This is a genomic window from Chryseobacterium sp. C39-AII1, from assembly GCF_039672645.1.
Lineage (GTDB): Bacteria > Bacteroidota > Bacteroidia > Flavobacteriales > Weeksellaceae > Chryseobacterium.
Genome location: NZ_JBDFPQ010000004.1, coordinates 161,986 through 188,297 on the forward strand (window position 1 = coordinate 161,986; position 26,312 = coordinate 188,297).

Annotated in this window: 29 protein-coding genes; 20 read left to right on the forward strand and 9 right to left on the reverse strand. The window is 34.4% G+C overall.

Annotated features, from left to right (window positions below; translation table 11 throughout):
• Positions 1-8 precede the first annotated feature (8 nt).
• The 3 genes from ABEG63_RS08760 (at position 9) to ABEG63_RS08770 (ending at position 2,495) form a co-directional block, all read left to right on the forward strand.
• Positions 9-578: a sigma-70 family RNA polymerase sigma factor gene (locus tag ABEG63_RS08760; protein ID WP_346584192.1), complete on the forward strand. Its 570-nt coding sequence runs from the start codon at positions 9-11 to the stop codon at positions 576-578.
• 1 nt (position 579) lies between these two features.
• Complete coding sequence (locus tag ABEG63_RS08765; protein ID WP_346584193.1) at positions 580-1,389, forward strand: anti-sigma factor; 810 nt, start codon at positions 580-582, stop codon at positions 1,387-1,389.
• A 161-nt stretch (positions 1,390-1,550) separates the two neighbouring features.
• Positions 1,551-2,495 carry an aldo/keto reductase gene (locus tag ABEG63_RS08770; RefSeq protein WP_346584194.1) on the forward strand — a complete coding sequence of 315 codons (945 nt, stop codon included), beginning with the start codon at positions 1,551-1,553 and terminating at the stop codon, positions 2,493-2,495.
• An 88-nt stretch (positions 2,496-2,583) separates the two neighbouring features.
• Here the strand turns inward: ABEG63_RS08770 and ABEG63_RS08775 are convergent, their stop codons facing one another.
• Positions 2,584-4,428: a chloride channel protein gene (locus ABEG63_RS08775; RefSeq protein WP_346584195.1), complete on the reverse strand. Its 1,845-nt coding sequence runs from the start codon at positions 4,426-4,428 to the stop codon at positions 2,584-2,586.
• Between the two features lie 60 nt (positions 4,429-4,488).
• The gene (locus ABEG63_RS08780) at positions 4,489-5,775 is read right to left on the reverse strand and encodes an NAD(P)/FAD-dependent oxidoreductase (RefSeq protein WP_346584196.1); all 1,287 of its coding nucleotides are present in this window, start codon (positions 5,773-5,775) and stop codon (positions 4,489-4,491) included.
• Between the two features lie 273 nt (positions 5,776-6,048).
• On the opposite strand from ABEG63_RS08780, the gene ABEG63_RS08785 reads away from it, so the two are divergent.
• Both ABEG63_RS08785 and ABEG63_RS08790 read left to right on the forward strand, forming a co-directional pair.
• The gene (locus tag ABEG63_RS08785) at positions 6,049-7,038 is read left to right on the forward strand and encodes an aldo/keto reductase (RefSeq protein ID WP_346584197.1); all 990 of its coding nucleotides are present in this window, start codon (positions 6,049-6,051) and stop codon (positions 7,036-7,038) included.
• 287 nt (positions 7,039-7,325) lie between these two features.
• Positions 7,326-7,898, forward strand: coding sequence for an OmpH family outer membrane protein (locus ABEG63_RS08790; protein ID WP_312398913.1), 573 nt, complete (start codon positions 7,326-7,328; stop codon positions 7,896-7,898).
• 144 nt (positions 7,899-8,042) lie between these two features.
• On the opposite strand, the gene ABEG63_RS08795 is transcribed toward ABEG63_RS08790, so the two are convergent.
• The gene (locus tag ABEG63_RS08795) at positions 8,043-8,213 is read right to left on the reverse strand and encodes a lmo0937 family membrane protein (protein WP_267403083.1); all 171 of its coding nucleotides are present in this window, start codon (positions 8,211-8,213) and stop codon (positions 8,043-8,045) included.
• A gap of 126 nt (positions 8,214-8,339) precedes the next feature.
• Entirely contained in the window at positions 8,340-9,137 is a 798-nt protein-coding gene (locus ABEG63_RS08800) for a Cof-type HAD-IIB family hydrolase (protein WP_346584198.1), read from the reverse strand.
• A 119-nt stretch (positions 9,138-9,256) separates the two neighbouring features.
• Here ABEG63_RS08800 and ABEG63_RS08805 point away from each other — a divergent pair, with 119 nt between their 5' ends.
• From ABEG63_RS08805 to ABEG63_RS08825, 5 genes are all read left to right on the forward strand, one after another.
• Entirely contained in the window at positions 9,257-9,829 is a 573-nt protein-coding gene (locus tag ABEG63_RS08805) for a Crp/Fnr family transcriptional regulator (protein ID WP_346584199.1), read from the forward strand.
• Positions 9,830-9,935: 106 nt separating this feature from the next.
• Positions 9,936-10,748: an alpha/beta hydrolase-fold protein gene (locus ABEG63_RS08810; RefSeq protein WP_346584200.1), complete on the forward strand. Its 813-nt coding sequence runs from the start codon at positions 9,936-9,938 to the stop codon at positions 10,746-10,748.
• 117 nt (positions 10,749-10,865) lie between these two features.
• Positions 10,866-11,672, forward strand: coding sequence for a helix-turn-helix domain-containing protein (locus tag ABEG63_RS08815; protein ID WP_346584201.1), 807 nt, complete (start codon positions 10,866-10,868; stop codon positions 11,670-11,672).
• 40 nt (positions 11,673-11,712) lie between these two features.
• Positions 11,713-12,837, forward strand: coding sequence for an NAD(P)/FAD-dependent oxidoreductase (locus ABEG63_RS08820; protein ID WP_346584202.1), 1,125 nt, complete (start codon positions 11,713-11,715; stop codon positions 12,835-12,837).
• 48 nt (positions 12,838-12,885) lie between these two features.
• Positions 12,886-13,362, forward strand: a complete 477-nt coding sequence (locus tag ABEG63_RS08825) for a PA2169 family four-helix-bundle protein (protein WP_312398882.1) — start codon at positions 12,886-12,888, stop codon at positions 13,360-13,362.
• Positions 13,363-13,398: 36 nt separating this feature from the next.
• Here ABEG63_RS08825 and ABEG63_RS08830 read toward each other — a convergent pair whose 3' ends face one another.
• Entirely contained in the window at positions 13,399-13,797 is a 399-nt protein-coding gene (locus tag ABEG63_RS08830) for a VOC family protein (protein ID WP_346584203.1), read from the reverse strand.
• Positions 13,798-13,877: 80 nt separating this feature from the next.
• Here ABEG63_RS08830 and ABEG63_RS08835 point away from each other — a divergent pair, with 80 nt between their 5' ends.
• The 8 genes from ABEG63_RS08835 to ABEG63_RS08870 all read left to right on the forward strand — a co-directional run bounded on the left by ABEG63_RS08835 (position 13,878) and on the right by ABEG63_RS08870 (position 20,883).
• On the forward strand, positions 13,878-15,062 hold the full coding sequence (locus ABEG63_RS08835; RefSeq protein WP_346584204.1) for an MFS transporter: 1,185 nt from the start codon (positions 13,878-13,880) through the stop codon (positions 15,060-15,062).
• The gene (locus tag ABEG63_RS08840; protein WP_346584205.1) at positions 15,056-15,805 is read left to right on the forward strand and encodes a DeoR/GlpR family DNA-binding transcription regulator; all 750 of its coding nucleotides are present in this window, start codon (positions 15,056-15,058) and stop codon (positions 15,803-15,805) included. Before ABEG63_RS08835 ends, ABEG63_RS08840 begins: the two co-directional genes overlap by 7 nt.
• A 709-nt stretch (positions 15,806-16,514) precedes the next feature.
• Entirely contained in the window at positions 16,515-17,348 is an 834-nt protein-coding gene (locus ABEG63_RS08845; protein WP_346584206.1) for a histidine kinase, read from the forward strand.
• Positions 17,335-18,003, forward strand: coding sequence for a LytTR family DNA-binding domain-containing protein (locus ABEG63_RS08850; RefSeq protein WP_346584207.1), 669 nt, complete (start codon positions 17,335-17,337; stop codon positions 18,001-18,003). The genes ABEG63_RS08845 and ABEG63_RS08850 overlap by 14 nt, the downstream gene beginning before the upstream one ends.
• A 15-nt stretch (positions 18,004-18,018) precedes the next feature.
• Positions 18,019-18,351, forward strand: a complete 333-nt coding sequence (locus tag ABEG63_RS08855) for an SMR family transporter (RefSeq protein ID WP_346584208.1) — start codon at positions 18,019-18,021, stop codon at positions 18,349-18,351.
• A 282-nt stretch (positions 18,352-18,633) separates the two neighbouring features.
• Positions 18,634-19,815, forward strand: a complete 1,182-nt coding sequence (locus tag ABEG63_RS08860) for a TolC family protein (RefSeq protein WP_346584209.1) — start codon at positions 18,634-18,636, stop codon at positions 19,813-19,815.
• 304 nt (positions 19,816-20,119) lie between these two features.
• The gene (locus ABEG63_RS08865; protein WP_346584210.1) at positions 20,120-20,404 is read left to right on the forward strand and encodes a hypothetical protein; all 285 of its coding nucleotides are present in this window, start codon (positions 20,120-20,122) and stop codon (positions 20,402-20,404) included.
• Positions 20,405-20,598: 194 nt separating this feature from the next.
• The gene (locus tag ABEG63_RS08870; protein ID WP_346584211.1) at positions 20,599-20,883 is read left to right on the forward strand and encodes a hypothetical protein; all 285 of its coding nucleotides are present in this window, start codon (positions 20,599-20,601) and stop codon (positions 20,881-20,883) included.
• Between the two features lie 54 nt (positions 20,884-20,937).
• On the opposite strand, the gene map is transcribed toward ABEG63_RS08870, so the two are convergent.
• The 4 genes from map to ABEG63_RS08890 form a co-directional block, all read right to left on the reverse strand.
• Positions 20,938-21,702, reverse strand: a complete 765-nt coding sequence (gene map, locus ABEG63_RS08875; RefSeq protein ID WP_346584212.1) for a type I methionyl aminopeptidase — start codon at positions 21,700-21,702, stop codon at positions 20,938-20,940.
• Positions 21,703-21,767: 65 nt separating this feature from the next.
• Positions 21,768-22,448, reverse strand: coding sequence for a LexA family transcriptional regulator (locus ABEG63_RS08880; RefSeq protein ID WP_346584213.1), 681 nt, complete (start codon positions 22,446-22,448; stop codon positions 21,768-21,770).
• 81 nt (positions 22,449-22,529) lie between these two features.
• Positions 22,530-23,333, reverse strand: coding sequence for a 4-hydroxy-tetrahydrodipicolinate reductase (dapB, locus tag ABEG63_RS08885; RefSeq protein ID WP_346584214.1), 804 nt, complete (start codon positions 23,331-23,333; stop codon positions 22,530-22,532).
• Positions 23,334-23,351: 18 nt separating this feature from the next.
• Positions 23,352-24,500, reverse strand: coding sequence for an Atu1372/SO_1960 family protein (locus ABEG63_RS08890; protein ID WP_346584215.1), 1,149 nt, complete (start codon positions 24,498-24,500; stop codon positions 23,352-23,354).
• An 83-nt stretch (positions 24,501-24,583) separates the two neighbouring features.
• On the opposite strand from ABEG63_RS08890, the gene ABEG63_RS08895 reads away from it, so the two are divergent.
• Both ABEG63_RS08895 and ABEG63_RS08900 read left to right on the forward strand, forming a co-directional pair.
• Complete coding sequence (locus ABEG63_RS08895) at positions 24,584-25,366, forward strand: AraC family transcriptional regulator (RefSeq protein WP_346584216.1); 783 nt, start codon at positions 24,584-24,586, stop codon at positions 25,364-25,366.
• An 85-nt stretch (positions 25,367-25,451) separates the two neighbouring features.
• Positions 25,452-26,276, forward strand: a complete 825-nt coding sequence (locus ABEG63_RS08900; RefSeq protein WP_346584217.1) for an AraC family transcriptional regulator — start codon at positions 25,452-25,454, stop codon at positions 26,274-26,276.
• The last annotated feature ends 36 nt before the right edge of the window (positions 26,277-26,312 follow it).

Genomic DNA, 26,312 nt, shown 5'->3' on the forward strand with positions numbered 1-26,312 from the left:
CATTACATTTGAAACGAAAAATACTCACTATTAAAACAATCTATTCGGAAGAGGAGCTCATCGTTTTACTAAAAGAGAGAAACGAATCTGGTTTTCATTATTTGTATGACCACTATTCTGGTGCGCTATATGGTATTATTCTCCGAATCGTTCAGTCAAAAGAATATACAGAAGAAATTATTCAGGATGTTTTTGTTAAAATCTGGAATTCCATTCAGCAATACGATTCATCAAAAGGAAGGTTTTATACCTGGATGATTAATATTGCAAGAAATACCGCTATTGATTATTTAAAATCTAAAGGTTTTCAGAATGAGCTTAAAAACCAATCGCTTCCGGATTTCGTATATAACTCTGCAGAGCTTTCGACAACAAATAATTCTTCTGATTTTATCGGATTTAATAAAGTAATTGAAGGACTGGAAGTCGATAAACAGGAGTTGATTGATTTGGCTTATTATCAGGGATATACTCAAAATGAAATATCCGAAAAACTGAAGATCCCGCTGGGAACGGTAAAGACCAAAATGAGAAACGCACTGATGAAATTAAAGGATTTGTTAAAAGACTATCAATAAATTGAACACTAAAGAATACATATCATCCGGAATTATAGAATCTTATATTCTAGGCCACGCTTCACCTGAAGAGGCGGGGATTTTGGAGTGTGTGATGAAGAACAATGCTGAAGTAAGAGAAGCTTTTGAAGAAGCGCAGAAAACTTTAGAAGATTTGGCTACAGCTCAGTCTGTGATACCTCCAGTCGATTTAAAATCAAAGATTTGGAATAAAATTCAACAGGAACAGATTGTTGAAGAAGTGAAACCTGCAGTTTCGGCAGATATTCCGGCTGCAAAACCTCAGGAAGAAATTAGAATTCAGGGAAATAATAATTGGAAAACCTTTGCTATTGCTGCTTCTGTTTTATTTTTAATAAGTGTAGGAGGGAATATGTTTTGGATGAGCAATCAATCTAAAATGAAAACCGAGATTGCGGATATGCACAATCGTAAGAAATCTCAGGATTTGGCGATGCAGAAAATGAATCGTAAGATGGATATGGCAACTGATCCGAATATGGAAATGGTGATGTTAAAAGGTGTTGAAAAACATACCGATTCTAAGGCCATGGTTTTCTGGAATAAAAAGACCAAAGATGTTTATCTTACCGCCGAAAGTCTTCCAAAAGCACCTGATGGTATGCAATATCAACTTTGGGCTATTGAAGATGGAAAACCTGTAAATGCAGGAATGTACACGCATGAAAAAGACAGCGAAATTGCTTTAGCGAATATTTCTAATGCTCAGGCCTTTGCAATCACTTTGGAAAAACAGGGCGGAAGTACCATCCCAACCATGGAAAATATGTATGTGATGGGAGAGATTTAATGAAATCAACAATTATAAAATAGAAAGACCAGCTTGAAAAGTTGGTCTTTTTTCATTGAGAAAAATTATTAATAGAATAGAGAGATTAAACCATTAATCAAAAATATTATTCGTTACCTTTAAGCTATTCAATAAATAATTCTTTAATCTTAATCATTCTCATGGAAAAAAGAAAAATAAAAAATACTGATCTGTCAATTGCACCAGTAAATTTTGGAGGAAACGTGTTCGGATGGACGCTCGATGAAAAACAATCTTTTGATATTCTGGATCAATTTATCGCGGGAGGTTTTAACTTTGTAGATACGGCTGATACTTACTCTTGGTGGGTGAACGGAAAAGGCGGTCAGTCTGAAGAAATTATCGGAAAATGGATGAAAAGCCGTGATAACAGGCACGGTTTGGTCATCGCAACAAAAGTAGGCTCTGAAACTAAAGAGCATGGTTTTGATATCAGTAAAAAACATATTTTAAAATCTGTGGATGAATCTTTGCAAAGACTTCAGACCGATTATATTGATATTTATTACACGCATTTCGACGATAATAAAACGCCAGTCGAGGAAACTTTATCAGCATATGATGAAATTGTAAAAGCTGGAAAAGTGCGTTATATCGCAGCCTCAAACGTTTCTCCTGAAAGATTGAAAGAATCTTTTGAAGTGGCCGAGAAAAATAATTTCCCGAAATATGTTGCGCTTCAGCCTCATTATAATTTGCTGGAAAGAGAAGGTTTTGAGACTAATTATGCTCCATTGGTCGATCAATTTGGTTTAAGCGTATTCCCATATTGGTCTTTAGCAGCCGGATTTTTAACCGGAAAATACCGTGATGAAGCTGATTTATCAAAAAGCCAAAGAGGGGAGGGCGTAAGAAAATATCTTAATCCTAAAGGTTTGGAAGTTTTAAAAGCTTTAGATGAAATTAGTTCTCAACATAATACAACGCAAGGTGCTGTGGCATTGGCTTGGTTATTGGCAAATCCGTTGATTACGGCTCCGATTGTGAGCGCAACCAGCGAATCTCAATTGGAAACATTATTTGCTGCTCCCACTATTCAATTAAGCAGCGATGAGGTCGAACTTTTGAACAAAGTAAGCCAATAATAAATACTTTAAAGTAAATTATTTTTTTTAGATAAAAAAGCCGTTCAATGTTATGATTGAACGGCTTTTGGTTTTTATGAAATAGATCTTAATCTGAATATTCTTTTAACAATTGTCTGTAACTCGTTAAAATTTTTGATTTAGAAATAAATCCGATAAATTTATTTTCGTTATTTACAACAGGTAAATTCCACATCCCCGTATCGTCAAAGGTCTGAAGGATCTCTAATGGCTGATCTTCAGGATGAATAATGGCAGGCGGAGCTTTCATAATTTGAATTATCGTTGCCGAAATTTCATCGTTTGAAAAAAGATAGGGTCTTACATCATCTAAAGTAAGTATGCCTTTCAAAGATTTATTTTCATCAATAACAGCGAAAATATTTTTATCTCCGTTTTTTATCAGTTCAAATAATTCTGTAATTGGTGCATTTTGGTTAATGGCTTGAGAATATCTATCAATAAAATCTTCTGTTTTTAATGAAAATAATAAATTTTTATCATGCTTATTTGTGAAAATTTTTCCTTGATCGGCTAATGATTTCAGTTCGGGAGAAATAGGAGAAAACCACTTGGCAATTAAATAAGACATAATAGAAACAATCATTAACGGAATAAATAAGTCGTATCCAAAACTAGATTCTGCAATCAGGAAAATAGCTGTTAAGGGGGCATACATCACACCACTCATCGCTCCCGCCATTCCTACCAATACCAAGTTGGTAACCGGAACATCTGTAAAACCGATCTGCTGACAAACAATGGCAAATAGATATCCCACCGTTCCTCCTGCAAAAAGAGACGGTGCAAAATTTCCTCCATTTCCACCGCTGAAAATGGTGAAAGACGTGGCAAAAGCTTTCAGTAAAAGTACTAAGATCAAAAAGATGATAATAGTAAAATCTTTAATTTCAAAATATCTGAATAAGCTATTTTCGATAATTAAATGAGTATCTCCGTTGGTAAAGGCTTTTACAGTTTCATATCCTTCACCAAATAAGGGAGGAAAGAGAACGCATAGCAAGGATAACACAGCACCTCCAAACATTGCCTTTCTAAGACGAGACATTTTCACCCCTTTAATAAAATGTTCAACTTTTTGGGAAATAACAACAAAATATCTGGCATACAAACCTGTGACAATTCCTAATAAAAGATAGTAAGGAACATTTTTATAATTAAAAGCTTCTCTTGTATAAAACCTGAAAAGTACATCTTCCTGCAATAAGATTCTTGACAGTAAACTTCCACATACCGCGGCAACAACCAAAGGAATAAAATCTGTGAAAACCACCCCTGTTAACAAAATTTCAAAAGCAAACATAATTCCCGCAATCGGAGCATTAAATGCCGAAGCAATACCAGCCGTAGCACCCGCCGCCAATAAAAGCGTACGTTCTTTATAGCTTAAACGATAGGTTTGGGCAAAATTAGAACCAATGGCAGCTCCCGTCACGGCGATAGGACTTTCCAATCCGGCAGAACCTCCAAGGCCCACCGTAATAGCACTTTGTACGATTTGAGAATACATTTTTACAGATGAAACGATACTTGAATTTTGAGCAATTTCATATAAAATAGCGCCAATTCCTTTCCTGTCTTGTCCTTTAAAAATCGTTAAAACGATACTTGTCGTCAAAACAATTCCTAAAAAAGGAAAGACAACATAAAAAAGAATCTGATACTCAAAATGAACTTTTGTCGTAATAAAATGGTGAATATTATGCACCAGCGTTTTAAGGATAACCCCTGCCAAACCCGCCGAGCATCCTACAAGAATTCCGGAAAGTACAAGAAACTGATTTCGGCTTAACCTATTGTTTAGCCAATGAAGAATGAGCTCATAACTTCGTGCTTTTTCAAGCCCATACTTTTGAAAATCTCTCTTAAACTTTAGAAAGCTGAGAAATTTTCTTCTATTATGAATTTTCACTTAAATAAAGATTTTATTCCATAACCGAATTGTTATAGTTGTGTAAATTTACGTAATATATTAGGAATGCTCAAATTCTGCTTCTTTTCCAGTGTTTCTTTTTGGTCGTAGAATTAATCTGATGGAAGGGTTATTGGTGATGAATAATCTCAGCCAATCCATTGCCAGACGTATTTTACTTCTAAAACTAACCAACGGAATAATATGAATAAAAAGCCAAGTAAGCCATGCAGTAAAACCTTTAAATGAAAACTTCGGTAAATCTACCACCGCATTGAATTTTGATATGATCGCCATACTCCCTTTATCATTATATTCGAAAGTATGGAGTACTTTTTCGTCTTCAATTCTTTTAAAATTTTGTCCTAAATTTTTCCCTTGCTGAATGGCAACCTGTGCTAATTGTGGATGCCCATTAGGAAATTTTTTATCCGAAAATTGAAGACTGATGTCTCCTAAGGCATAAATATTTTCTGTGCCATTTACTTTATTATAAGCATCAACGAGAATTCTTCGCCCTTTTCCTATGCTTTCTTCAGGCAACCCTTTCACTTCACGACCGATCACTCCGGAAGTCCAGATTAACGTTTCTGTTTCGATAGATTTTCCATCCGCTAAAATTACCTTTCCATCGGCATAGTCTTTTACCGCAACATTCAGGATAATCTTCACTCCCAAGCTATTAAGCTTATCGTAAGCAGCCTGTTGGGCCATTTTACTCATCGGCGAAAGTAATGTGGGCAACGCATCAATTAAATAGATATTCGATAAAGCTGATTTTATTTCTGGATATTCTTTTTTAGCAATATAGCTTCCCATTTCGGCAATCATTCCTGCTAATTCTACACCAGTGGGGCCACCGCCTGCAATTACGATATTTTGTAACTTTTGAGCTTCTTTAATATCTTTATTTCGAGCCGCTTCTTCCAATGTTAAAAGCATATAATTTCGCAAATATAAAGCTTCATCGATAGTTTTCATCGGCAAGGCGCAATTTTGAACGTTTTCCATTCCAAAGAAATTCGATTCTGTTCCTAATGCTAAAACAAGATAATCGTAGGTGATTTCTCCGGTTTCCGTTTGGATGGTTTTGATTTCAGGCAAAACATTCAGAAGACCTCCCATGTGAAATTTTACGTTCTTGTATTTGGAAAACATCTTTCGGAAAGGGTAGCTGATATTGGATGCTTCAATAAAGGAAGTGGCCACCTGATAAATTAATGGTGGAAAAAAGTGATAATTATTCTTGTCAACAAGTGTTATTTTGAATCTTTTATCATTTACCAAGGATTTTATAAGATTGATTCCCGCAAAACCTCCGCCTACGATTACGATATGCTTTTTCATATTTTTGATGTTGAAGTGTATTATCTTAGCTTCAATAATAAAGCCAAATATTAGTTTTATACGATAACAATTGATTCTTATCAATATGAATATAATTGGTTGACTAATTATTGAGTTAATCCAAACCAAAGATCAAAACCTTCGATGAAAAAAAATTCTTTTTGACATTTCATTTTTAATCTTTATAAAAATTAAAAATATTATGATTTGAAAGCCCATGTCTGCACGGTGTTTGTATCCTTTACACCAACCAAAACACTTAAATATTATCATATGAAAGCAGATGTTTTAAATGAAAAACACAAATTGGGATTGGGTGGAGTAGCCATAGGAACTGCATTCGAGCCATTAACAGACGAAGATTCTTACAAAGTTCTACAGAAAGCATGGGATCTGGGAATTCGATATTTCGATTCTTCTCCATGGTACGGACTTACGAAAAGTGAGAGAAGGTTTGGAAGTTTTTTACAAAATCAGAAGAGAGATAAATTTGTATTCTCAACAAAAGTGGGAAGGCTGTTTACAGAAGTTCCAGAAGATAAAGTTCCTCCAACGATGTGGAAAGCACCTTTAAATTACGATTTTGAGCATAACTACACTGCAGATGCCATTAAAAAAAGCATTGAGGAAAGTTTGAGAAGAACAGGATTAAATCATATTGATATTGTGTACGTTCACGATTTATCTGAAGATCAGGTGGGCGATCGTTATCCTTATTTTTTTAAACAGGCAAGGGAAGGAGCTTTCAAAGTTTTATCTGATTTGCGGGATCAGGGGATTATTAAAGCCTGGGGTATGGGTGTCAATAAAATTGAACCTATTTTAGATTGTATTGAATCTGCCGATCCTGATATCTGCCTTTCCGCTACACAATATTCTATTCTTGAGCACGAAGATGCTGTGGACCGTCTGCTTCCTGCCGTAAAAAAAGCTGGTATAAAGCTGGTTTCCGGTGCGGGATACAATTCTGGGTTTATCAATGGAAGACCACGATATAATTATAAAGATGTAATTCCTAAAGGAATGACGGAAAAACGTGATAAAATAGCTGAAATCGCGAAAAAATATAACCTCAGTCTTGTAGATGCAGCCCTTCATTTTGTGTTGGCAGCAGATGAATTTTCAGCAATAATTCCTGGGGCAAGTAAGGCTGAACAGGTTCAGGGAAATGTAAATGCACTGAATGCAGAAATTCCTGTTGATTTTTGGAAAGAATTAAAAAGTGAAGGTATAATTTACGAAAAAGCACAAGTTCCCATTTGATCTTTTTAGAATGAAGATAATGTATTAATCAAAAATATAAAGGTTTTGTTTTAAGCTATTTTTAAGGAATTATTATTTGTGGGTTAACACGTTTTGAATCTCAAGAAAATACTTTTGTATAGCATAAAATTAGTCTTTCATTTTTTACTTAATATTATTTAGAAAAGAAGTCCGAGGTTTTTTGGGCTTCTTTTCTGTTATTATCACTAGAGATGTAGTTATATTTATTATATTTGTCATCTTTTTAAAAACAAACAATTAAAATAATTTTAAAAATCAACAATAACATGAAAAAGTTAATCACTGTATTTTCTGTAGCAGCGGGATTATTTCTTACATCAAACCTTGCCCAAGCGCAACAAAAAATCGGTCATGTAAACTCTGATGATGTTTTCAATAATCTTTCTGAAGCTAAAACTGCAGAAGCGAGTTTGGATACTTTTACCAAAACAAAACAAGGAGAAATTGAGAAGCTGATCACAAGCTACCAAACGAAGCTAAAAGCGGCTCAGGATAAAGAAAAAACAATCAGTGAAGCAAATAAAGAATCTGTAATTAAGGAACTTACAGCAGCTCAGACTGAACTTCAGCAATTAGGAAAAACGATTGAAGAAACGCGTACAAAAGCGGCCCAGGATATTTCTCAAAAGCAAAACGAATTGTTTGCTCCGATTCAGAAAAAAGTAGCGAGCATGATTTCTACTGTGGCTAAAGAAAAAGGATTGGCATACGTTTTTGATGTGGCAACTTCTCAGGGAAACAGCCAGATTGCTTACTTAGATGGTGGTGAAGATATTACTGCGGATGTAAAATCTAAACTAGGCGCTACTACAGCAGCTCCTGCAAAAGCAAAAAAATAATTTTCTATAAATAAGAATAAAAGCGGAATTTGATGTATTTCAGATTCTGCTTTTTAATTAAAAAATCCTTAACAAAATTTGTCAAGGATCAATATTTTTAAAGTTTACTAAATTAATAGAATAGTTTCAATTTGAAGAAATCTATTAATCGAGAGGTTTTCGACCTGTAATAATATTATATAAAACTACAATAATGGCGATTACCAATAAAACATGTACTAAATAACCTGTGCTCATACCCGGCACAACTCCTAACATTCCTAGTAGCCAAACGACAATGCAAATGACCGCTACTAGCCATAATAAACTTCTCATAACTAAATATTTTTAAGTGATTTAATTAGTTATATACACATACTGTGCCTTTTTTATTAAATCAGTTTAAAAACAAATACCACATATTTAATTAGGCTTAAAAATGTTTAGCTATGAGATATAAAATTAAAGTAGTCCAAAATGTTTTAAAGCGAGTTCAATTCCATGATTGTCAACCTCTTCAGTAACGTAATCCGAAATTTCTTTTACATTTTCATTTGCATTTCCCATGGCAACGCCAATTTTTACAAATTTTAGCATAGAAATATCATTCCCTCCGTCTCCAAAAGCCATAGTTTCAGCAAAATCGATTCCGAAATGTTTACAGAAATATTCTATTCCGTTTTGTTTGGTAATTCCACCGGGATTAACGTCCGCAAAAAGGGGAGTCCATCTGGAAGCCACAGAATTCGGCATTACTTTTTCCATAAAAACCTTTTCTTCATCAGGTCCAAGAAAAATATTTGCCTGCAGAACATTTTCAACATCCACATTATCTTTATCATGTAAAGGCGGAACGGGAAGATTGAGATGGGCGTACATGCCAACCACTTCAGGATTTACATCATTTATTTCAACTTTATTTTCATACATTAATGAAAAGCTTAAAGGAGATTTTTCAGAATAATTAATTAAATTTTTTATATCTTCAGCGTTAATGGCTTTTTTAAACATGATATTGCCATCCGTCGTCATGCAGTAGCCGCCATTAAATGTGATAAATCCGTCGAAATCAATGTGTTTAATATGATCTAAAGAATTAATGGATCGTCCGGTTGCTACAATGACTTTTATCCCTTTTTCGCGAAGTTTTTTTATGGCTTCTTGTGTAGATTCCGGAATTTTATTGGTTTTAAAACTTATTAAAGTGCCGTCAACATCGAAAAATACAGCTTTAATATTTGGATTTTGATTAGAATTCATAGTAAATTTATTGTGAAAAATTGTTTAATGTATCATTACAAAAGTACGAACAAAAATGGTATGATTAATGGTTTAAGCATTTTATATAATTATTAAACTTATTGTTGAAATTTATTATTTTGGAAGAACTTATAAAACAAATAAATATCTATTACCCGCTTTCTGATGAAAGTATTTCTCTTTTGCTAAACATCTGCTCTGAAGAAAAATTCGAAAAAAATACATTGTTGTTGGAAGAAGGCATGATGTCGAGATATTATTATTTTTTAAAATCTGGGCTGATTGGCTATTATAATACGGATGAAAATGGCAATACAGCCTATAAAATATTTTTTGAAGAGAATAGTTTTGTTGCTTCCACTTCGGCAGTTATTACGCATGAACCCAGTAAATTCAGCATGATTGCTTTGGAAGATTGTGAAGTTATTAAATATCCTGTAAATGCTTACAGAGAGCTCTTTCATCAACATTTAGACATTGCATTATTTCAAATTCACTACTTGGAAAAAAATTGGGTAGTGAAAAAAGAGCCGTTGGAAATTTCATTAAAGTATGAAACCGCAAAAACCCGATATCTAGCTTTAATGGAGAATCAATCTTTATTTAAAAGGTTAAAACAGCATCATATTGCTTCCTATTTAGGAGTAACACCCACGCAGTTAAGCAGAATAAGAAAAGAATTAAATCAATAGAAACGTTAACATATGTTGATGTTTTTTGATTTTATAGTTCGCAATTTTGTAGAACGAAAAAGCTTTATTTTAACGATAAAGCCATTATTAATTAAAATTTTAAATTATGAAAAAGTTAATAAACCTTATATTGATTTTCATCACTTTTAGTCAGTTGTATTCACAGAAAATTATTCGTCAGGAAGTTTTTAGCCCTAAAATGAATAAGAAAATAAAGGTAATTGTTGTCACTCCAAACCTTGAAGCAAAAAAAGCATATAACTCAGTTTATATTTTGCATGGTTTCAGCGGAAATCCCGAAAGAATCATTAAAGAAGATATTCCAGGCTTAGCTGAAAAATCTCAAAAATATGGAACTATTTATATTTTGCCAGACGGGAATTTCAGCAGTTGGTATGTAGATAGTCCGATTGTTAAAGATTCTCAATATCAAACTTTTATAGGAAAAGAATTGGTGGAGTTTATTGATAAAAATTATCCTGTTAAAAAAGAAAAAGCACAAAGAGGAATTTTGGGATGGAGTATGGGTGGCTATGGCGCTACCAATATCGGGGTTACGTATCATGATACTTTCGGTATTGTTGGCAGTTCTTGCGGCGCGTTGGATTTCAGAGTTTTTGGAGAGAATTATAATAAATATCAGGTAGATAAAGTTTTAGGACCGTTTGAATCATTGAAGAGTAATTACCTTACAGACAGTAAAATTAATCAGATGGAAACGGCTCAGCAACATTATATTTTTGATTGCGGAACAGAAGATGTGCAGATGATTGAGCAAAACAGAAAGTTTCACCAAGCTTTAACCCAGAAGAAAATTCAGCATTTGTATATCGAATCTTTGGGAGCCCATGACACAAAATATTGGAGTATTTCTTTAACCAATCAGTTAGCTTTGTTTGAAAAATATTTCGGTAAATAAAATTCATCATTTTTAAACTACTCATTCATATTTTTGCCTTGTTACAAGCTCTTCAATTTTAATTAGTTGAAGAGCTGTTTATTTTTATTAATTTTAATTCATCTTATTGAAGCTTGCATGCATATAGAATTTGAACCACCGAAGGAATTGCGCGATACCATTACCTGTTTTTGGTATAATGACACAGATTTTGGGAATGAACAAACCAATTTTGAAGTAATTCCTGATGGTTTTGTTGAGATTATTTTTCATTTCGGTGAGGAACTTCAGATCCTTCAAAATGAAAATTTACAATCGTTACCTTCTCCCTTTTTGGTAGGTTTGCTTAATCATCCTGCTCATTTTTATACAAGAAAAAGGTTACAAATTCTTGCTATAAGATGCTTTCCCTGGACGGTTTTTGATTTGCTTAATTTAGATTCTAACAAAAACGGAGTCGATACATTTGAACATCCTATTGCAAAACTTCAACCTTCGTTGCAGAATTTTATTAATAAAAACCAGATTCAGGAAGCGATAGATTTTATTAAAGACTATTTTTTTAATCTTGAAATGTCAACCGATAGTCTTATTTATAAAGCAGGAATAGCGATGAGAAAGGCGAATGGAAGTATTCCTGTCAGTAAAATTGCCGTTGCTGCACATACGACAATTCGTACTTTAGAAAGGAAGTTCAAGCAATCTTCCGGATTTACGGTGAAAGATGTTTCCGGATTGATTCGTTTTGAGAAAGCTAGAAATATCTTGTGGAGCCAGCCAGATTCTAATCTTGCAGAATTAGCTATTGAGTTGGGATACACCGATCAGGCACATTTTAATCGGGAATTTAAAAAATACAGTGGAACAACGCCCGGTGCATTTGCCAGAAAAGCAAAGATTGAAAAAATTCCAAACCGTGAATTTGTCGCATTTATACAATCCTAAAGCAGCTGTTTTTCAGAATTTTGTTTTCAAATTTTAGAAGATGAACAATATACTGAAAGATAAAAAAATAGCCATCATCGGAGCCGGACCAGTAGGTTTGACAATGGCGAGGTTATTACAGCAAAACGGAACAGATGTAACTGTTTTTGAACGAGATGTAAATGCAGAAACCCGAATTTGGGGAGGAACGTTAGATTTACATAAAGATTCAGGGCAGATTGCGATGAAAAAAGCTGGCTTGCTTGAGAAATATTATGAAATTGCTTTGCCAATGGGAATTAATATGGCAGACGAACAAGGTAATATTTTATCAACAATTGAAGTTGCCGTTGAAAATCAATTTGCTAATCCTGAAATTAACCGAAACGATCTGAGAATGATTTTATTGAATAGTTTAAATGAAGCAACCGTAATTTGGGATAGAAAATTAATTGATATTCAACCCATCAATAATAAATGGCAATTAGAATTTGAACATAATAAAACTGAATTAACTGATTTTATGATTGTTGCTAACGGCGGAATGTCAAAAGTCAGAAATTATGTTACCAATGCGCAAGTGGAAGAAACAGGAACAATTATTATTCAAGGAGATGTGGAGCAACCGGAGATCAACTGCCCGGAATTTTTTAAATTATGTGATGGTAGAAGATTAATGGCTGCCAATAAAGGTGTATTAATTGTTGCGAATCCTCTTAATAATGGTTCTTTAACGTATGGCATTATTTTAAAAAAGTCTGAAATAGAATTTGATTTTCAAAATTCACAGGAAATAACAGCCTTTTTGCTAAATAAATTTTCAGATTGGAATGAGATTTATAAAAATTTAATTCACTCAACTCATTTTTTTGTAGGGCTGCCAACAAGAAAACTTCCATTAGAAACTTCGTGGAAACAGAATCGTGCTTTACCTATAACTTTAATTGGTGATGCCGCACATTTAATGCCTCCATTTGCCGGACAAGGCGTGAATACAGGATTGTTAGATGCTTTAATTTTATCTGAAAATTTAAAGAGTGATAATTTTAAAACCATTGATGAAGCGATTCAAAACTATGAACAGCAAATGTTTGTATATGCTTCTGAAGCTCAAAAAGCTTCCAGCGAAAATGAAATTGAAATGCGTCAGCCTGATTTTTCTTTTATGAAATTGATGAAGGAGTAGAGGTACAGTTATTGCAAGCTTTTTCCTACACCTACAAAAAATTATATTATGGAAAATCAAAAAGAAATTTCTGTACTGAACGATTTATTGCATATTACCAACGACCGTATCCTAGGATTTGCAAAAGTTGAAGGTAAAATTTGGGAAAATTACCCCGATGTAAAACCGGAGTATGCTAAAATGAATTCCCTTGCAACCATTATGAAAAACGAACTGATCAATCTGATTACCGAAAATGGCGGCGAAGCAAATGATTCATCATCTGTTGCTGGAGCTTTGCACAGAACTTGGATCGATATTAAAAACTCATTTACCATCGGAAACACAGAAGAATCTACGCTTGAAAATGTAGTTTTTGGAGAAAAAGCAGCGATTGATGCATATCAGAATTCAATTGATAGTGGTGATCTTAGTGAAAAAAGTTTACCAATTGTCTCTGAACAGTTGAAAAATATTAAAGATTCTTATCATCAGTTTAAAGGTATGATTCAGTATAAAAATAATAACGAAGAACCTTTCGTTTAAAAATTTCCCGGACATTAAAAATTGTCCGGGATTTTTTTATTCCGTAATCTCCACCCAGTTTCCTTCAGGATCTTCCACAATACTTTCGTAGAATCCATCACCGGTTACGCGAGGTTCACCGATAATTTTATAGCCATCACTTCTTAAATTTTCGGTTAAAATATCTACTGAATTTCTATTTCCAACGGATATTGCGAGATGGCAAAATCCCATCAGATTGCCTCGTGTAAAAGAATTTTCAATAATATCCGGACGTTTCATTAGTTCTATTTTTGCAGAATCACTTGCATTAAAACTCAAAAAATAAGATTCAAAATTCTTCACAGGATTGATGTATTTTTCATTACTTGACATATCGAAATACTTCATGTAAAATTCTTTCATCTGTTCCAAATCATTACACCATACAGCGACGTGTTCAATTTTTGCTTTCATAAAATTTTAAATTTTTCAGTTTGAACATATTGCAAATTAATGCAAAATTGCATTAATTTGCAATGTAAAAATTATGAAGTATGATTACAAAGAAAATAATTGATGCAAAAAGAGCAACTCAGGTTATATTTTTAGTCTGCGGACTCGGAATTGCAAGTTGGGCTCCAATGGTTCCTTTAGCAAAAGACAGGTTAGGATTGAATGAAGCAGATCTAGGATTATTGTTGTTGTTATTGGGAGGTGGCGCATTGGTGATGATGCCAATATCAGGAATCTTAATCAGTAAAATAGGTTCAAGAAAAGTTATTGTAGGAAGTGTATTAGCGGCCGCTTTTATATTGCCTAGCTTATTGGTGATTTCAAATATTTACCTGATGGGATTAGCGCTCTTTGCCTTCGGATGCAGCATCGGAACAGTAGATGTTGCTATGAATGCCCACGGAATTCAGGTTCAGAATATTTACGAAAAGCCAATCATGTCATCTTTACACGGCTTATTCAGTGTTGGTGGTCTATTTGGTTCGTTAGGATTGGGCTTTTTAATCAAATTAGGTTTAAATCCAATTTATGCAGCCATCACAATTTCTACTTTGTTGATATTTCTGCTGAGCATCCAGTTTAAACATTTATTTAATTATCAAACAGAAAAGGAAATTATTCTAAAATTTTCAAATGTTGATGAAGAAAAGGTTGCCACAAGCCGTCTTCAATGGTTTAATTCAACTGTTCTATTATTAGGTCTGATGTGTTTTATCGTTTTCTTATCTGAAGGCGCGATGCTGGACTGGAGCGCTATCTTTTTAAGAGATAACAAAAATGTGGAGCCTGAATTTTCAGGAATAGGATATGCTGCATTCTCAGTAGCAATGGCTGTTATGAGATTGGCAGGCGATTCTTTAATTAGTAAACTGAACAGCAAAATTGTAGTCATCGGAGGAAGTATTATCGCTTCAGCAGGCATTGTAATTCTTATTTTCAGTCCATGGATTACCGTATCTTTGATAGGATTTATTTTACTTGGGATCGGTGCTGCGAATATTGTTCCAGTTTTCTTCAGTGAAGGCGGGAAAATTTCAGGATTATCGCCTACAGTAAGTATTCCCGTAATCACAACGATGGGTTATGCAGGGCAGTTAGCAGGGCCAGCTTTATTAGGTTTTATTGCGCATCATTTTTCTTTGACGGTTGCCTTTGAAATAATAGCTTTGCTGTTTATTGTAGTAGCTTTAATTTATAAAATCCGAAAAAAATCATCATCATGCTAAAAGAGGAACGTTTCGAAATTATTCTAAAGGAGTTGAACGAAAAGAAAAAAGTAAAGTTTGAAGATCTTGCTTTGCTTTTACAGGTTTCCGAAGATACCATTCGACGGGATATCGATATTCTGCATCGCAACGGATTGCTATCTAAAGCTCGTGGTGGCGCTATTCTTCGGGAAAAAGATCCGCTGACTTTTCATGATCGACAGTCTTTTCTCACCAAAGAAAAAGATATTATTGCCTTAAAAGTTCAGTCTTTTTTAAAGGATGGTATGACGGTTTTTATGGATGGAGGAACCACGATTTGCGCCGTAGTAAACTGTATGCCTTTAGATATAAAATTGAGAATTATCACCAACAATTTTTCTGTCATTCCCTTGATTGATAAATTTAAAAATATTGAATTAATAATGCTTGGGGGCAATTACGAAGTCGATTTGGCAGTTACTTCCGGCGTTACCACCTGCAACGAAGTTTCAAAATATATTGCTGATCTTTTCATTATGGGAACCTGCGCGATTGATTCCGGTTTCGGTGTTTCGGCAGTTTCCGTTACCGACGGCGAAACAAAAAAGTCAATGGTGCAGTCTTCAAAAAGAATTCTTGCCTTAGCCAGTCAGAACAAATTAGGAAGGGCAGAAGCTTTCAAGGTATGCTCTATAGAGAATATTGACAGTTTGATCACCGATTTGGATTCAAATAATCCGGAATTAGATGCATTCAGAAATCTGAATATTCAGATTGTTTAATTAGTTGTAAAAAATCTGGATGAATTTAAGGTTCTTGCGAGCCCTGAAAGGGCGAGTTAAAACAGAATAGGATGCAATCCTATTAAATTAAAACCCAACAAAACAAAAAAATAGGACTGGAAAAACCAATCCTACCCAACATGATTAAGTTTAAATTAAGCCCTTACAGGCCGAACAAGGAATTTTTTTAATGTACAAAAGATTTTTATTGATTCTTAATCTATGTTACTCATAAAAACTGAAAACTTTAATATACCCTCGTCGCAATATTTGCAACCATAAAATTATCATTAAATCAATGCTTTTTATTGAAAAAATAAAGTGATCTGGACAAACATTCTAACCTTTCTAATCAACGGTTCAACCGCTGTTTTCTCCGTCTGACTTTTAAAACCGTTTTTTTTTAATTCAATATTTATCTTTACATTCATAAAACCACTGCGTAATTGTATGAACAGTAAAAAGAAAAATTTTTTAGACGGATTAAAAAAAAGGATAGTCATTTGGATTATTGCCTTTTTATTTTCCTACATCTTCATTTATCTTATTGATCCTTTTTCGTATAAAGAGCTTCTTCACAAACCTTTTTTATATCATTGAAGATATTTTTTGGATCTTTTTATTCTCAATCATTATTGCAGAAGTCAGCCTTTTTATAGATTATTGTTTAGATAAGAAAATTTCTTGGCATACAAAAAGCAGTAAGAGGTTGATTACACAAACATTACTTCAAATCGTCGGAAGTATCGTGATTGTTATCATTATTAATTTTATATTTTTTGAAGGCTGCGATAATCTGGGAAATATCGATTACAGAAAAGAAATTACGTTAATGTCTCAGTGGATTGCCACCAATATTATTGTTTCGTTATTGATAAGTGCCATAAATACAGGAACTTTCCTTTTGGAAAACTGGAAAAAAACAGCTTTGGAAGCAACTCAACACAAATTAAAAGCTTCCGAACACAAAAGAGCAGCAATGGCGGCAGAACTTCAGGCGCTAAAATTGCAGATTGATCCGCATTTTATCTTTAACAATTTAAGTGTTTTGTCTGAACTTATTCTTGAAGACCAACAGCTTGGTTATGAATATTCTGAAAGTTTTGCGAAAGTTTATCGTTATTTGCTGGTTAATTCTAAAAAAGATACCATCACTTTAGTAGAAGAGTTAAAATTTTTAAATTCCTATATTTATTTAACGACAAAAAGAATCGGTGAAGGTGTACATTTTGATATTTCGGTAAATAATGAGCTGAAACAGTTTTTACTGCCTCCGCTCGCGCTGCAGTTTTTGGTTGAAAATGCGTTGAAGCATAATCAAACCTCAAAATCCAATCCTTTGCAAATTAAAATTTATACAACGAGTGATCAATATCTTGTAGTACATAATTCGCTGTCACCACTCATCAATAAAACAGAATCTGCCGGATTGGGAATAAAAAATATCATCAATCGTTTTGAGTTTTTAGGCAACAAAAGACCTATTATTTTGAAAACCGAAAAAGATTTCATTGCTAAAATTCCTTTATATGAAGATAAATAAAATTTTAATTGTTGAAGATGAAAAACCGAATGCCGATCGGTTGAAAAGGTTATTGTTAAAGTTAAGACCCAACATCGAAATTCTTTCCGTGGAAGATTCTATTTCCTCTACGGTAGAATGGCTCAACAATAACAATGCTCCCGATATGATTATGCTGGATGTTCGTCTGGCAGACGGTTTAAGCTTTGAGATCTTCAATAAATGTCAGGTTCGGAGCCCTGTGATTTTCACCACGGCGTATGACGAATATGCAGTGAAAGCATTTAAATATAACAGCGTCGATTATTTGCTAAAACCTATTGAAGAGGAAGAATTAGATGCGGCTTTACGAACGTATGAAAACTTCATGGAAAACATTCCATATCTCGGAAATGCGATTGAAGGCTTGCTCAATTATATTCAGCCTAAAGATTACAGAAAACGTTTTCTGTTGGCGCACCGTGACGGTTATAAAACAGTTTTGGCAGAAGATGTCCTATATTTTTATACGGAACACGGCATCAGCAAAGCGATGTTAAATACAGGAACTATTGAAACCGTTCCACAGACCTTGGAAGACCTTGATAAACAATTAGACCCGAAATCATTTTTCAGGGCAAATAGGCAATTTATTATTCATAAAGCTTCTGCTTTCAAATCGTGGATGGATTATTAAACTTAAAAAAAACTTATGAAAAACTATATATTTCTGGCGTGTGCTATTCTTTTAGAATCGTTAGCCACTTCATTTTTAAAGGCTTCAGAAAATTTTACCAAGCCTTTACAGACCGTAATTTTTGTGGTGGCCATGTCGGCATCATTTTACCTTTTAACCCACGCCATCAAAGTAATCCCGATTGGAATTGCCTATGCGATCTGGTCGGCGGTTGGGATTGTTCTGATCTCTTTAATCGGCTATTTCGTTTATAAACAGACGCTGGACGTTCCTGCAATCATCGGAATTCTTTTAATTGTAATAGGTGTCGTGGTGATTAATGTTTTTTCAAAATCGGCAACGCATTAAATAAAGTAAAAAGGGGAAAGTAGAAAGAGCCAAGTGGATGAAGTGAAAATTAAAAATCTAGACTTTATTTGGCTCTTTTTACCTTTTACTTTTCTCTTCAATAATAAAATAAATGCCTCGGAAAATTTCTGAGGCTTTTTTTAATATATGATATAAAGAAACAAAAAGTCTGAAGAAACCCAAACTTTCATGACTTCTTAAAGATAACGGTAAAACATCTTTGTTCTTTCAAATTTTACAGTGAAACGGAGAAAATGAAACCCGAAACGGAGTTTAATAAAAATGAAACGAAAATGGCTTATCATCGCCGCAATACTATATTCCTGCAACTCTGGGAAAAGCCAGGAACCGACAGAACAAACGACCGCGATGTCGACAGATTTTATTCAGTTACAATCTGGAAATGCAGATGTTTCTACAGGTTATCCCGGAAGTATCGAAGGGCAGGATAATGTAGATATCAAGGCTCAGGTTACAGGTTATCTGGAAGCGGTTTACGTAAAGGAAGGGCAATATGTGAATAAAGGGCAGGCTTTGTTTAAAATAAATCCTTCGGTTTACAATGAGCAGGTCCATAACAGCGAAGCGGCATTGAAATCGGCATTGGCGAGCCAGGCAAGTGCTAAGCTTGAAGTTGATAAATTGAAGCCTTTGGTGGATGGAAATGTAGTTTCTGAAATGAAACTTCAATACACGGCAGGGCAAATTAATTCATTAGCAATTCAACAATCGGAAGCGCAAAAGAAAACGGCAGAACTTATTGTGCCTTTAGCGAAACAGAATATTTCCTTACAGGAAAATGCATTGAGCATTCTTTGTGGAGAATATCCTAAGTCGGTGGAAAGATCAGAAGGTTTACATACAATGATCTCTGAAAATCCTTTAACAGTCGAAATTCCTGCTCAATTGTTAAGTCGAAGGCCAGATTTGAAAGCAGCGGAATTCAACGTCATCAGCTTGAATGCTAAAACGGGTTTAGCCAAAGCGGCCATGTATCCTAGTATAAGTTTGTCGCCACAGGTTGGAGTCAATTCTTTTAAAGTAAGTACGTGGTTTGATCTTCCGGGTTCTATTACGAAAACTTTGGCTGCCAATTTAGCAATGCCTCTTTTACAGAAAAGACAATTGAAAACGGCTTATGAAACAGCCATTATAGAACAGGAAAAGGCAGTGATTACCTTTAAACAAACAATGATGACAGCTGTTGGTGAAGTTTCCGATGCGATGGCAAAATCTAAAGGTAGTAACGAAAGGCTAGCTTTATTGCATGAAAGAACTCTGATTCTTGAAAAAGGAATCAGCGATGCTTTAAAATTGTATAAAAGCGGAATGGCAACTTATCTTGAAGTGATCACCGCACAAAACAATAAACTTCAAAATGATTTGGAACAAAACACCGTAATTTTAGAAAAATTGAATACTGAAGTTGATCTTTTTCGAGCGTTAGGAGGCGGTGTTGAATGAAAATACGATGAAACTCATTATATTTTTCAATAAAATCAATCTGAAAAAGTCCGTTTTTAATTGAAAAACAGGCTTTTGTTTAAAAAAAATTAACTTTGAAAAACAAATCACAAAATTTAGAATTATTATTTTTAACATAAACAAAATCAAATAAATAAACTAGGGAATGATTTCCGCAAAAATTTACGTTTATATTAATGAAATATTAAATTATAAGTTAATTTTAATATTTTTTTGAAAATAATATCATAGTATTGTAATTATTCCTATCTTAGTGATGTATTAATCACATAAAAAAAGATTCATGAAAAACTTCAAAAAACTAGACAGAAACGAGTTAAAAACTATTTCAGGTAACGGACTACTTGACAACATCGGAGGATTAGTAGGTGGCCTTGTAGGGGCTATCGGTGGTGCTGTTGGCGGTGTTGGCGGTGTTGTAGGTGGCGTTGTAGGTGGCGTTGGTGGTGTTATTGGTGGTGCTGTAGGCGGCATCGGAGCAGTAGGAGGAAACACTTTGTGCCAAGTACAGTGCGCTGTAGGTGGAGTAGTTGAAATTAAACTGCTAGCTTGCGGATCTACTTGCTAATTAAAAAACAAGTAAAGTAAAGGTGTAACCGCTCTTTTTAGAGCGGTTTTTTATTTTTCAATATGTATAAATTATCATTTATATTAATGAAAAATTAAATAATAAGTGCTTTTGTTTATTTTATTGAAAATATTTTTATCATACTATAATTATTCCTATCTTAGTGATGTATTAATCATTCAAATAAATAAGTCATGAAAAATTTCAAAAAATTAGACAGAGACCAGTTAAAAACAATTTCAGGAGACGGACTTCTTGATGGCCTTGGCGGATTAATCGGCGGTATTGGCGGCGCAGTTGGTGGTGCTATTGGAGGTGTCGGTGGCGTTGTAGGAGGCGTTGTCGGTGGTGTAGGTTCCATCGTTGGTGGTGTTGTAACTGGTGTTGGAGGAGTACTGGAAGGTACTTTATGCAACGTACAATGTGTAGTAAGCGGAGTAATCGAAATCAAACTTCTTGCTTGCGGAGCACCTTGCTAATAGAAAAATAAAAAAATAGTAGCCGCTTTTCTGAAGCGGCTATTTTATTGATGATTAATTTAAAATTTCATTCATCTGAGTGAGAATAACGGGTTTCCCGTCTGTTATCAAAATGGTGTGCTCATGCTGTGCCATGTAACCACCTTTGCTTCCAACCATCGTCCAGCCGTCATTGAGCTCTACAGCAATGTTCGAATCGGTGGAAATAAATGTTTCAATAGCAACAACCGAATTTTTCTTAAACCTTCTGTTATCAAATCTATTTCTGTAATTCAGTAATTCATCGGGTTCTTCGTGCAAACTTCTTCCTACGCCATGTCCACCGAGATTTTTAATTACTTTAAAACCTCTCTTTTTAGCTTCCGTTTCCATAAGATGACCGATATCTGCAATTCTTACACCGCCTTTTATATTATTGATAGCTTTCTGTAAAATATCTTTAGAAGCATCTACCAATTTTTGATGATGATTAATATCTTTTCCTACTACAAAAGAACTTCCGTTGTCGGCCCAATATCCATTGAGCTCTGCAGAAACATCAATATTAAGCAAATCGCCATCCTTTAAAATTCTTTTATCGGAAGGAATTCCGTGGCAAAATTCATTGTCAAGACTTATGCAAGCGTAACCAGGAAATCCATAGGTAAGAAAAGGTGCAGAATTTGCTCCGAAATCAGAAAGAATTTTGGCTCCAAATTCATCAATCTCTTTTGTCGTCATGCCAGGTTTAGCGTAATTCACCATTTCCTTCAGTGTATAAGCAACAGCTTCACTTACTTTTTGCATTCCGATCATCTCACTTTCGTTGGTTATTGACATAATGAAGATATTTAAAATTTAAATGTATTCAAAGATAATTAATTAAACTTTTCCGTTTTCTATATTTAAAAATCTTCAGGAAAAATGCCCGAAGCATATTGCCAAACTTCAAGAATTTCTTCCAATGGAATATCATAAGGATCATAAAATGAATTATCTGCAGCTACTGTAATAGCATGAATTTTTCTTGTTTTAAACCTTTTATAAGTTATTCCATCGTTAGAAGTTACAAAAACATAGGTTTTATTTTCCTTCAGTTCATTTAGGCTTTCAACATATTTTCCAACGATAAAAGATCCGTCTTTAAAAGGTGGCATAGAATCTCCATTGGCAGGAAAAGCTCTAAACTTACCATTTTTAAGAAAAGGCAGAGAAATTCTCTGCAGACTTTCGATATATTCAGGATCACTGTAACCGGTTAAATAACCCATAGAGGCTTTCTGCGGAACAATTTCAATCGTTTCATTGCCTTCATGATCTATCACCACAGGCAATACAATACGGTTGTCCGGTAGTTTCAGCATATCTTCCAAAGGATGTTTTGTAAGGTCTACAGACAATAAAAGGTCGATACTTACATGAAAATGCTTAGACATTCTGATCATCACATCCACAGGAGGTTTTGATCTGGCGTTTTCGTAGGAAATATATCGTGAACGGGAAATTTCTAAATGATCGGCTGTTTCGCGTTGAGTTTTCCCATGTTTAGCCCTCAACAACCTTATATTATCTGAAAAAATTGACATTCGTAAAAATTAGAACAACAAAAATACGATTGTTTAAAAACATCAGCAATTTTATAGCGCATTAAGTTTGCCTAAAACCGATTAAAACTGCATAATTGTGTCTAATCCTCTTTTCAAACCTTTAAAAGTTTCTATATTTTGAATCGCTAAAAGTACACCTTTCACATAAGGCTCGGCACTTTCGGTAGAATCATGACGAAGGATAAGCTTTTCACCTTTTAATCCGAAAATAGTTTCAACGCTTATAATATGACCCGGCAATCTTACAGAATGTACCTGAATGCCATTGATAGTTGCCCCGCGTGTCGCTTTATTGCCAATAGTTTCTTCAATCGGAACTGCAATATTAGGCTGCTGAACTTTTGAAAGTCGAAATGCTAATTCTGCCACAGTGCCGCTCGGCGCATCAATTTTTTGTTCATCGGCATAATCTATAATTTCATAATTGGGAATATATTGAGCTGCCATTTCTGCAAATTTTTGCAATAAAACCATCGTAATGGCAAAATTTCCTGCAGCAAGAACCGATGTATTATTTTCCAAAGCTATCTTTTCGATCTCTTCATAGTCCTCATCTGAAAGACCTGAAGTTCCCACGATCACTTTTTTACCTTTTTTTAATGCAGATATAATATTATGCTTTGCAATCTGTGGCTTGGTAAATTCAATCAGAATATCAAAATCAACATGCTCCATGGCATTTTCAATCGTGTCGAATAGCGGAACAGTCTGATTATTTTTTAACGATAAAACTTCCTTAAGATTTTTACCATTGTGAGCTCGTGAAAGTCCTCCTGTAAGCGTCATTTCACTATTTTCCAGAATAGCTTTGCTAATTTCAGAACCTGCCCATCCTGTGGCTCCGGCTACCAATACTTTTTTCATATTATTTTTATTTTAAGATTATTCTACTTCAAAAATCGCCTGTATTTCCACGGGAGAATTTCCCGGCACAGAATAGGCTCCTAGAGTTGCTCTCGCATGTTTTCCTTTTTCACCGAATATCTCTCCGGCAAGATCTGATGCGGCATTCATTAATTCTGCATGCTTGCTGTAATTTTCGGTAGTATTAAAAATTCCGGTTAACTGCACGCATTGTTTTACGCGGTTTAAGTCTCCGTCAACGGCTTGATTCAACACAGATAAAACATTCAGCATAGTAACTTTTGCTGCCTCTTTTACCTGATCTTCGGTAACATCTTTACCAACTTTTCCAGGATTTAAAATTTTTCCGTCTTTTAAAGCATATTGATTAATAAAAATCAAATTTCCCGAACGTACAAAAGGCTGATAATTCCCTGCTGGTTTTGGAACTTGTGGCAAAACAATATTTTTTTCTTTTAAAACAAGATTTACATCACGCTTATTTTGATTGATTGAAGCCGATGCCGTTTTATTTTTTTGAAATGTTCCTTTTAAAGCCAATGCCACTTTTGCAAAATTTTTGCCTTGCAGTTCAGCAAGATAACGTTCACTTTGGGTAGGTCTTTCAACGTTTTTTAAAGATGCTAAACTTGTCGTTCCCAATACACTGTTTCCCTGAGGTATATTTTTATCTATATTTTCATTACCTCTTATTCCATTGGGCACCATTATCATTCCGTGAACAGCCAAGCTATTCCAAAAAGATTGTAATGCAAGATCCCGACCTGCGCCGCTTCCCGCAGACATAAATACCGTTGTAGGCATTCCTTCCAAGGCATGTTGAGTCCATAAACTGGTCGTTTTAGACAAAAACTCACTCATTGCCGTACTGATATTTCCAAAATAAATAGGCGAGCCAAAAGCAATTCCGTCATAAGAATTAAGCTCATCCACCGAAGCTACCGGAAGAGTTTTCAGCGTTGAATTAGACGATTCTTTAACCTGTTTTATCACAGCTTTTACATTTTTTTCACTTTCAATGCCCTTGGCGACTTCTTTTGCCAGTTCATACGTTCCGCCGTTATCTGAATGAATTAATACCAAAACATTTGCCGAGCGTTCCTGAGCCGTAAAAAAACTGATTGAAAAGAGTAAAACTCCTGAAAAAAAAGTAGTTAAGTTTTTCATATCATTAAAAATTTGTTCATTTACAAAATTAAAACATACGTTTTTATTAAATTTGCCAAAATTATTATACAAAACGCCATTTTATGAAGTGCGGATTAATCGAGAGAAGGAGAGGAGTCTTTGATGATGAAAGTAAAATTGATGCTTTTATCTGGTATGAAAAGAACTGGATACATGATGATTACGACCATATTCATCAACGATATCAGCTTACGTATGTGGAAGAAGGCTATCAATATCTGCATATTGAAAATAAAATTTATCTGGTTCCTCAGAATCATCTGATCTGGATTCCTTCCGGTGTAAAACATCGTACAGAAACTGAAGCAAAAACCGTAAATCTTATGGTGGTTTTATTCAAAACTGTGTTTGATAACGATTTTTATAAAAATATTCACGTATTTTCTGCGCCGCCAGTTTTAAAAGAAATGCTGCAATATGCTGCGAAATGGAATCAGCAGATGGAAGAAAATGAAGAGCAAAGTTATTTCCTGAAAGCTTTGCTGAACAGCTTGCCCCATTTTTGTCAGGAAAAAGAATGTCTTCATATCCCGATTCCGAATGATCAACGGTTGCTGCCGGTTTGCAATTATATCAATACAAATTATGCTGAAAATTTTAGCATAGAAAGTCTTGCAGATCTTTCAACGATGTCTGTACGCAGTCTGCAACGTATTTTCAAACAAGAAACAGGAATTACCCTTCAAAAGTATGCACAGCTCATCAGAATTCTGAAAAGTATTGAACTAATTAATACAAAGCAATATACATTAAGCCAAATCGCTTATAAAGTAGGCTACAAAAGCTTGGCAGCCTTTACAACTTCTTATTTTTCTGTGATGAAAGAAAAAGTGAATATAAAATAAATGGAGATCGAAATTTGAGCTTTACAGAAAGATTTTAAATAGTATTAATTAATATTTTTGTTCCATATAATATGTAAAACATTTTATGATGGAGCCAACAGAAGCCTTAAAAACCATAAGCTATTCCGGGATTTTTCTTTCCTGTTTTTCTGAAGAAAGCACGAAATGCATTCATTCTACGCCGGAGCATGTTTTGGTGTATCTATATTCCGGAGAACAAATTATTGAAGACCGTAACAAAACCATCGTTTTAAAAGCAGGAGAGTGCGCGCTTGTTCGCAGAGATCATCGGCTTAAAATGTATAAAAACGGAACCGGTGACGATCTTTACAAAGGAATTTCACTTACATTTAAACGAAGTATTTTACGCGAATTTTACAGCAATTTAAACAAAGCAGACATTCCAGCGAAAGTAGAAATTTCGGATCAGAATGTTTTTAAAATGGAGCCCGATGCTGCTATTACAAGTCTTTTTCAGTCATTAACACCTTATTTTGACGGAAATGTGAAGCCAACGGAAAGCATTACACATCTTAAATTATTGGAAGGAATTTATGCTTTGCTGAATAATAATGAAGCATTTTATCCTGTTCTTTTCGATTTTACTGAGCCTTGGAAAGTAGACATTCTGGAATTCCTTAATGATAATTATATGGATGATCTTTCGATGGATCAAATAGCCTCTTTTACAGGCAGAAGTCTGGCTACTTTTAAAAGAGATTTTAAAAAGGTAAGTAATCTGACTCCACAAAAATGGCTTTATAAAAAACGTCTCGAAATGGCTTATATTAAGCTGAAAGAAGAAAATAAAAAAGTGCATGATGTCTATATGGAAGTCGGATTTAAAAATCCCTCACATTTTTCAACAGCTTTTAAAAAGCAATACGGAATTTCTCCCACAGAAATTTAACGGTATTTAAGAAAATGAGCTTTACAGAAAACTAAT

What these genes read in the sequence shown, in the direction of transcription:
- ABEG63_RS08770 (WP_346584194.1), top strand. Translation starts at nt 1,551, where the DNA reads ATGGAAAAAAGAAAAATAAAAAATACTGATCTGTCAATTGCACCAGTA.
- ABEG63_RS08780 (WP_346584196.1), bottom strand. Translation starts at nt 5,775, where the DNA reads ATGAAAAAGCATATCGTAATCGTAGGCGGAGGTTTTGCGGGAATCAAT.
- ABEG63_RS08785 (WP_346584197.1), top strand. Translation starts at nt 6,049, where the DNA reads ATGAAAGCAGATGTTTTAAATGAAAAACACAAATTGGGATTGGGTGGA.
- ABEG63_RS08790 (WP_312398913.1), top strand. Translation starts at nt 7,326, where the DNA reads ATGAAAAAGTTAATCACTGTATTTTCTGTAGCAGCGGGATTATTTCTT.
- ABEG63_RS08795 (WP_267403083.1), bottom strand. Translation starts at nt 8,213, where the DNA reads ATGAGAAGTTTATTATGGCTAGTAGCGGTCATTTGCATTGTCGTTTGG.
- ABEG63_RS08800 (WP_346584198.1), bottom strand. Translation starts at nt 9,137, where the DNA reads ATGAATTCTAATCAAAATCCAAATATTAAAGCTGTATTTTTCGATGTT.
- ABEG63_RS08810 (WP_346584200.1), top strand. Translation starts at nt 9,936, where the DNA reads ATGAAAAAGTTAATAAACCTTATATTGATTTTCATCACTTTTAGTCAG.
- ABEG63_RS08815 (WP_346584201.1), top strand. Translation starts at nt 10,866, where the DNA reads ATGCATATAGAATTTGAACCACCGAAGGAATTGCGCGATACCATTACC.
- ABEG63_RS08820 (WP_346584202.1), top strand. Translation starts at nt 11,713, where the DNA reads ATGAACAATATACTGAAAGATAAAAAAATAGCCATCATCGGAGCCGGA.
- ABEG63_RS08825 (WP_312398882.1), top strand. Translation starts at nt 12,886, where the DNA reads ATGGAAAATCAAAAAGAAATTTCTGTACTGAACGATTTATTGCATATT.
- ABEG63_RS08830 (WP_346584203.1), bottom strand. Translation starts at nt 13,797, where the DNA reads ATGAAAGCAAAAATTGAACACGTCGCTGTATGGTGTAATGATTTGGAA.
- ABEG63_RS08835 (WP_346584204.1), top strand. Translation starts at nt 13,878, where the DNA reads ATGATTACAAAGAAAATAATTGATGCAAAAAGAGCAACTCAGGTTATA.
- ABEG63_RS08840 (WP_346584205.1), top strand. Translation starts at nt 15,056, where the DNA reads ATGCTAAAAGAGGAACGTTTCGAAATTATTCTAAAGGAGTTGAACGAA.
- ABEG63_RS08850 (WP_346584207.1), top strand. Translation starts at nt 17,335, where the DNA reads ATGAAGATAAATAAAATTTTAATTGTTGAAGATGAAAAACCGAATGCC.
- ABEG63_RS08855 (WP_346584208.1), top strand. Translation starts at nt 18,019, where the DNA reads ATGAAAAACTATATATTTCTGGCGTGTGCTATTCTTTTAGAATCGTTA.
- ABEG63_RS08860 (WP_346584209.1), top strand. Translation starts at nt 18,634, where the DNA reads ATGAAACGAAAATGGCTTATCATCGCCGCAATACTATATTCCTGCAAC.
- ABEG63_RS08865 (WP_346584210.1), top strand. Translation starts at nt 20,120, where the DNA reads ATGAAAAACTTCAAAAAACTAGACAGAAACGAGTTAAAAACTATTTCA.
- ABEG63_RS08870 (WP_346584211.1), top strand. Translation starts at nt 20,599, where the DNA reads ATGAAAAATTTCAAAAAATTAGACAGAGACCAGTTAAAAACAATTTCA.
- map (WP_346584212.1), bottom strand. Translation starts at nt 21,702, where the DNA reads ATGTCAATAACCAACGAAAGTGAGATGATCGGAATGCAAAAAGTAAGT.
- ABEG63_RS08880 (WP_346584213.1), bottom strand. Translation starts at nt 22,448, where the DNA reads ATGTCAATTTTTTCAGATAATATAAGGTTGTTGAGGGCTAAACATGGG.
- dapB (WP_346584214.1), bottom strand. Translation starts at nt 23,333, where the DNA reads ATGAAAAAAGTATTGGTAGCCGGAGCCACAGGATGGGCAGGTTCTGAA.
- ABEG63_RS08890 (WP_346584215.1), bottom strand. Translation starts at nt 24,500, where the DNA reads ATGAAAAACTTAACTACTTTTTTTTCAGGAGTTTTACTCTTTTCAATC.
- ABEG63_RS08895 (WP_346584216.1), top strand. Translation starts at nt 24,584, where the DNA reads ATGAAGTGCGGATTAATCGAGAGAAGGAGAGGAGTCTTTGATGATGAA.
- ABEG63_RS08900 (WP_346584217.1), top strand. Translation starts at nt 25,452, where the DNA reads ATGATGGAGCCAACAGAAGCCTTAAAAACCATAAGCTATTCCGGGATT.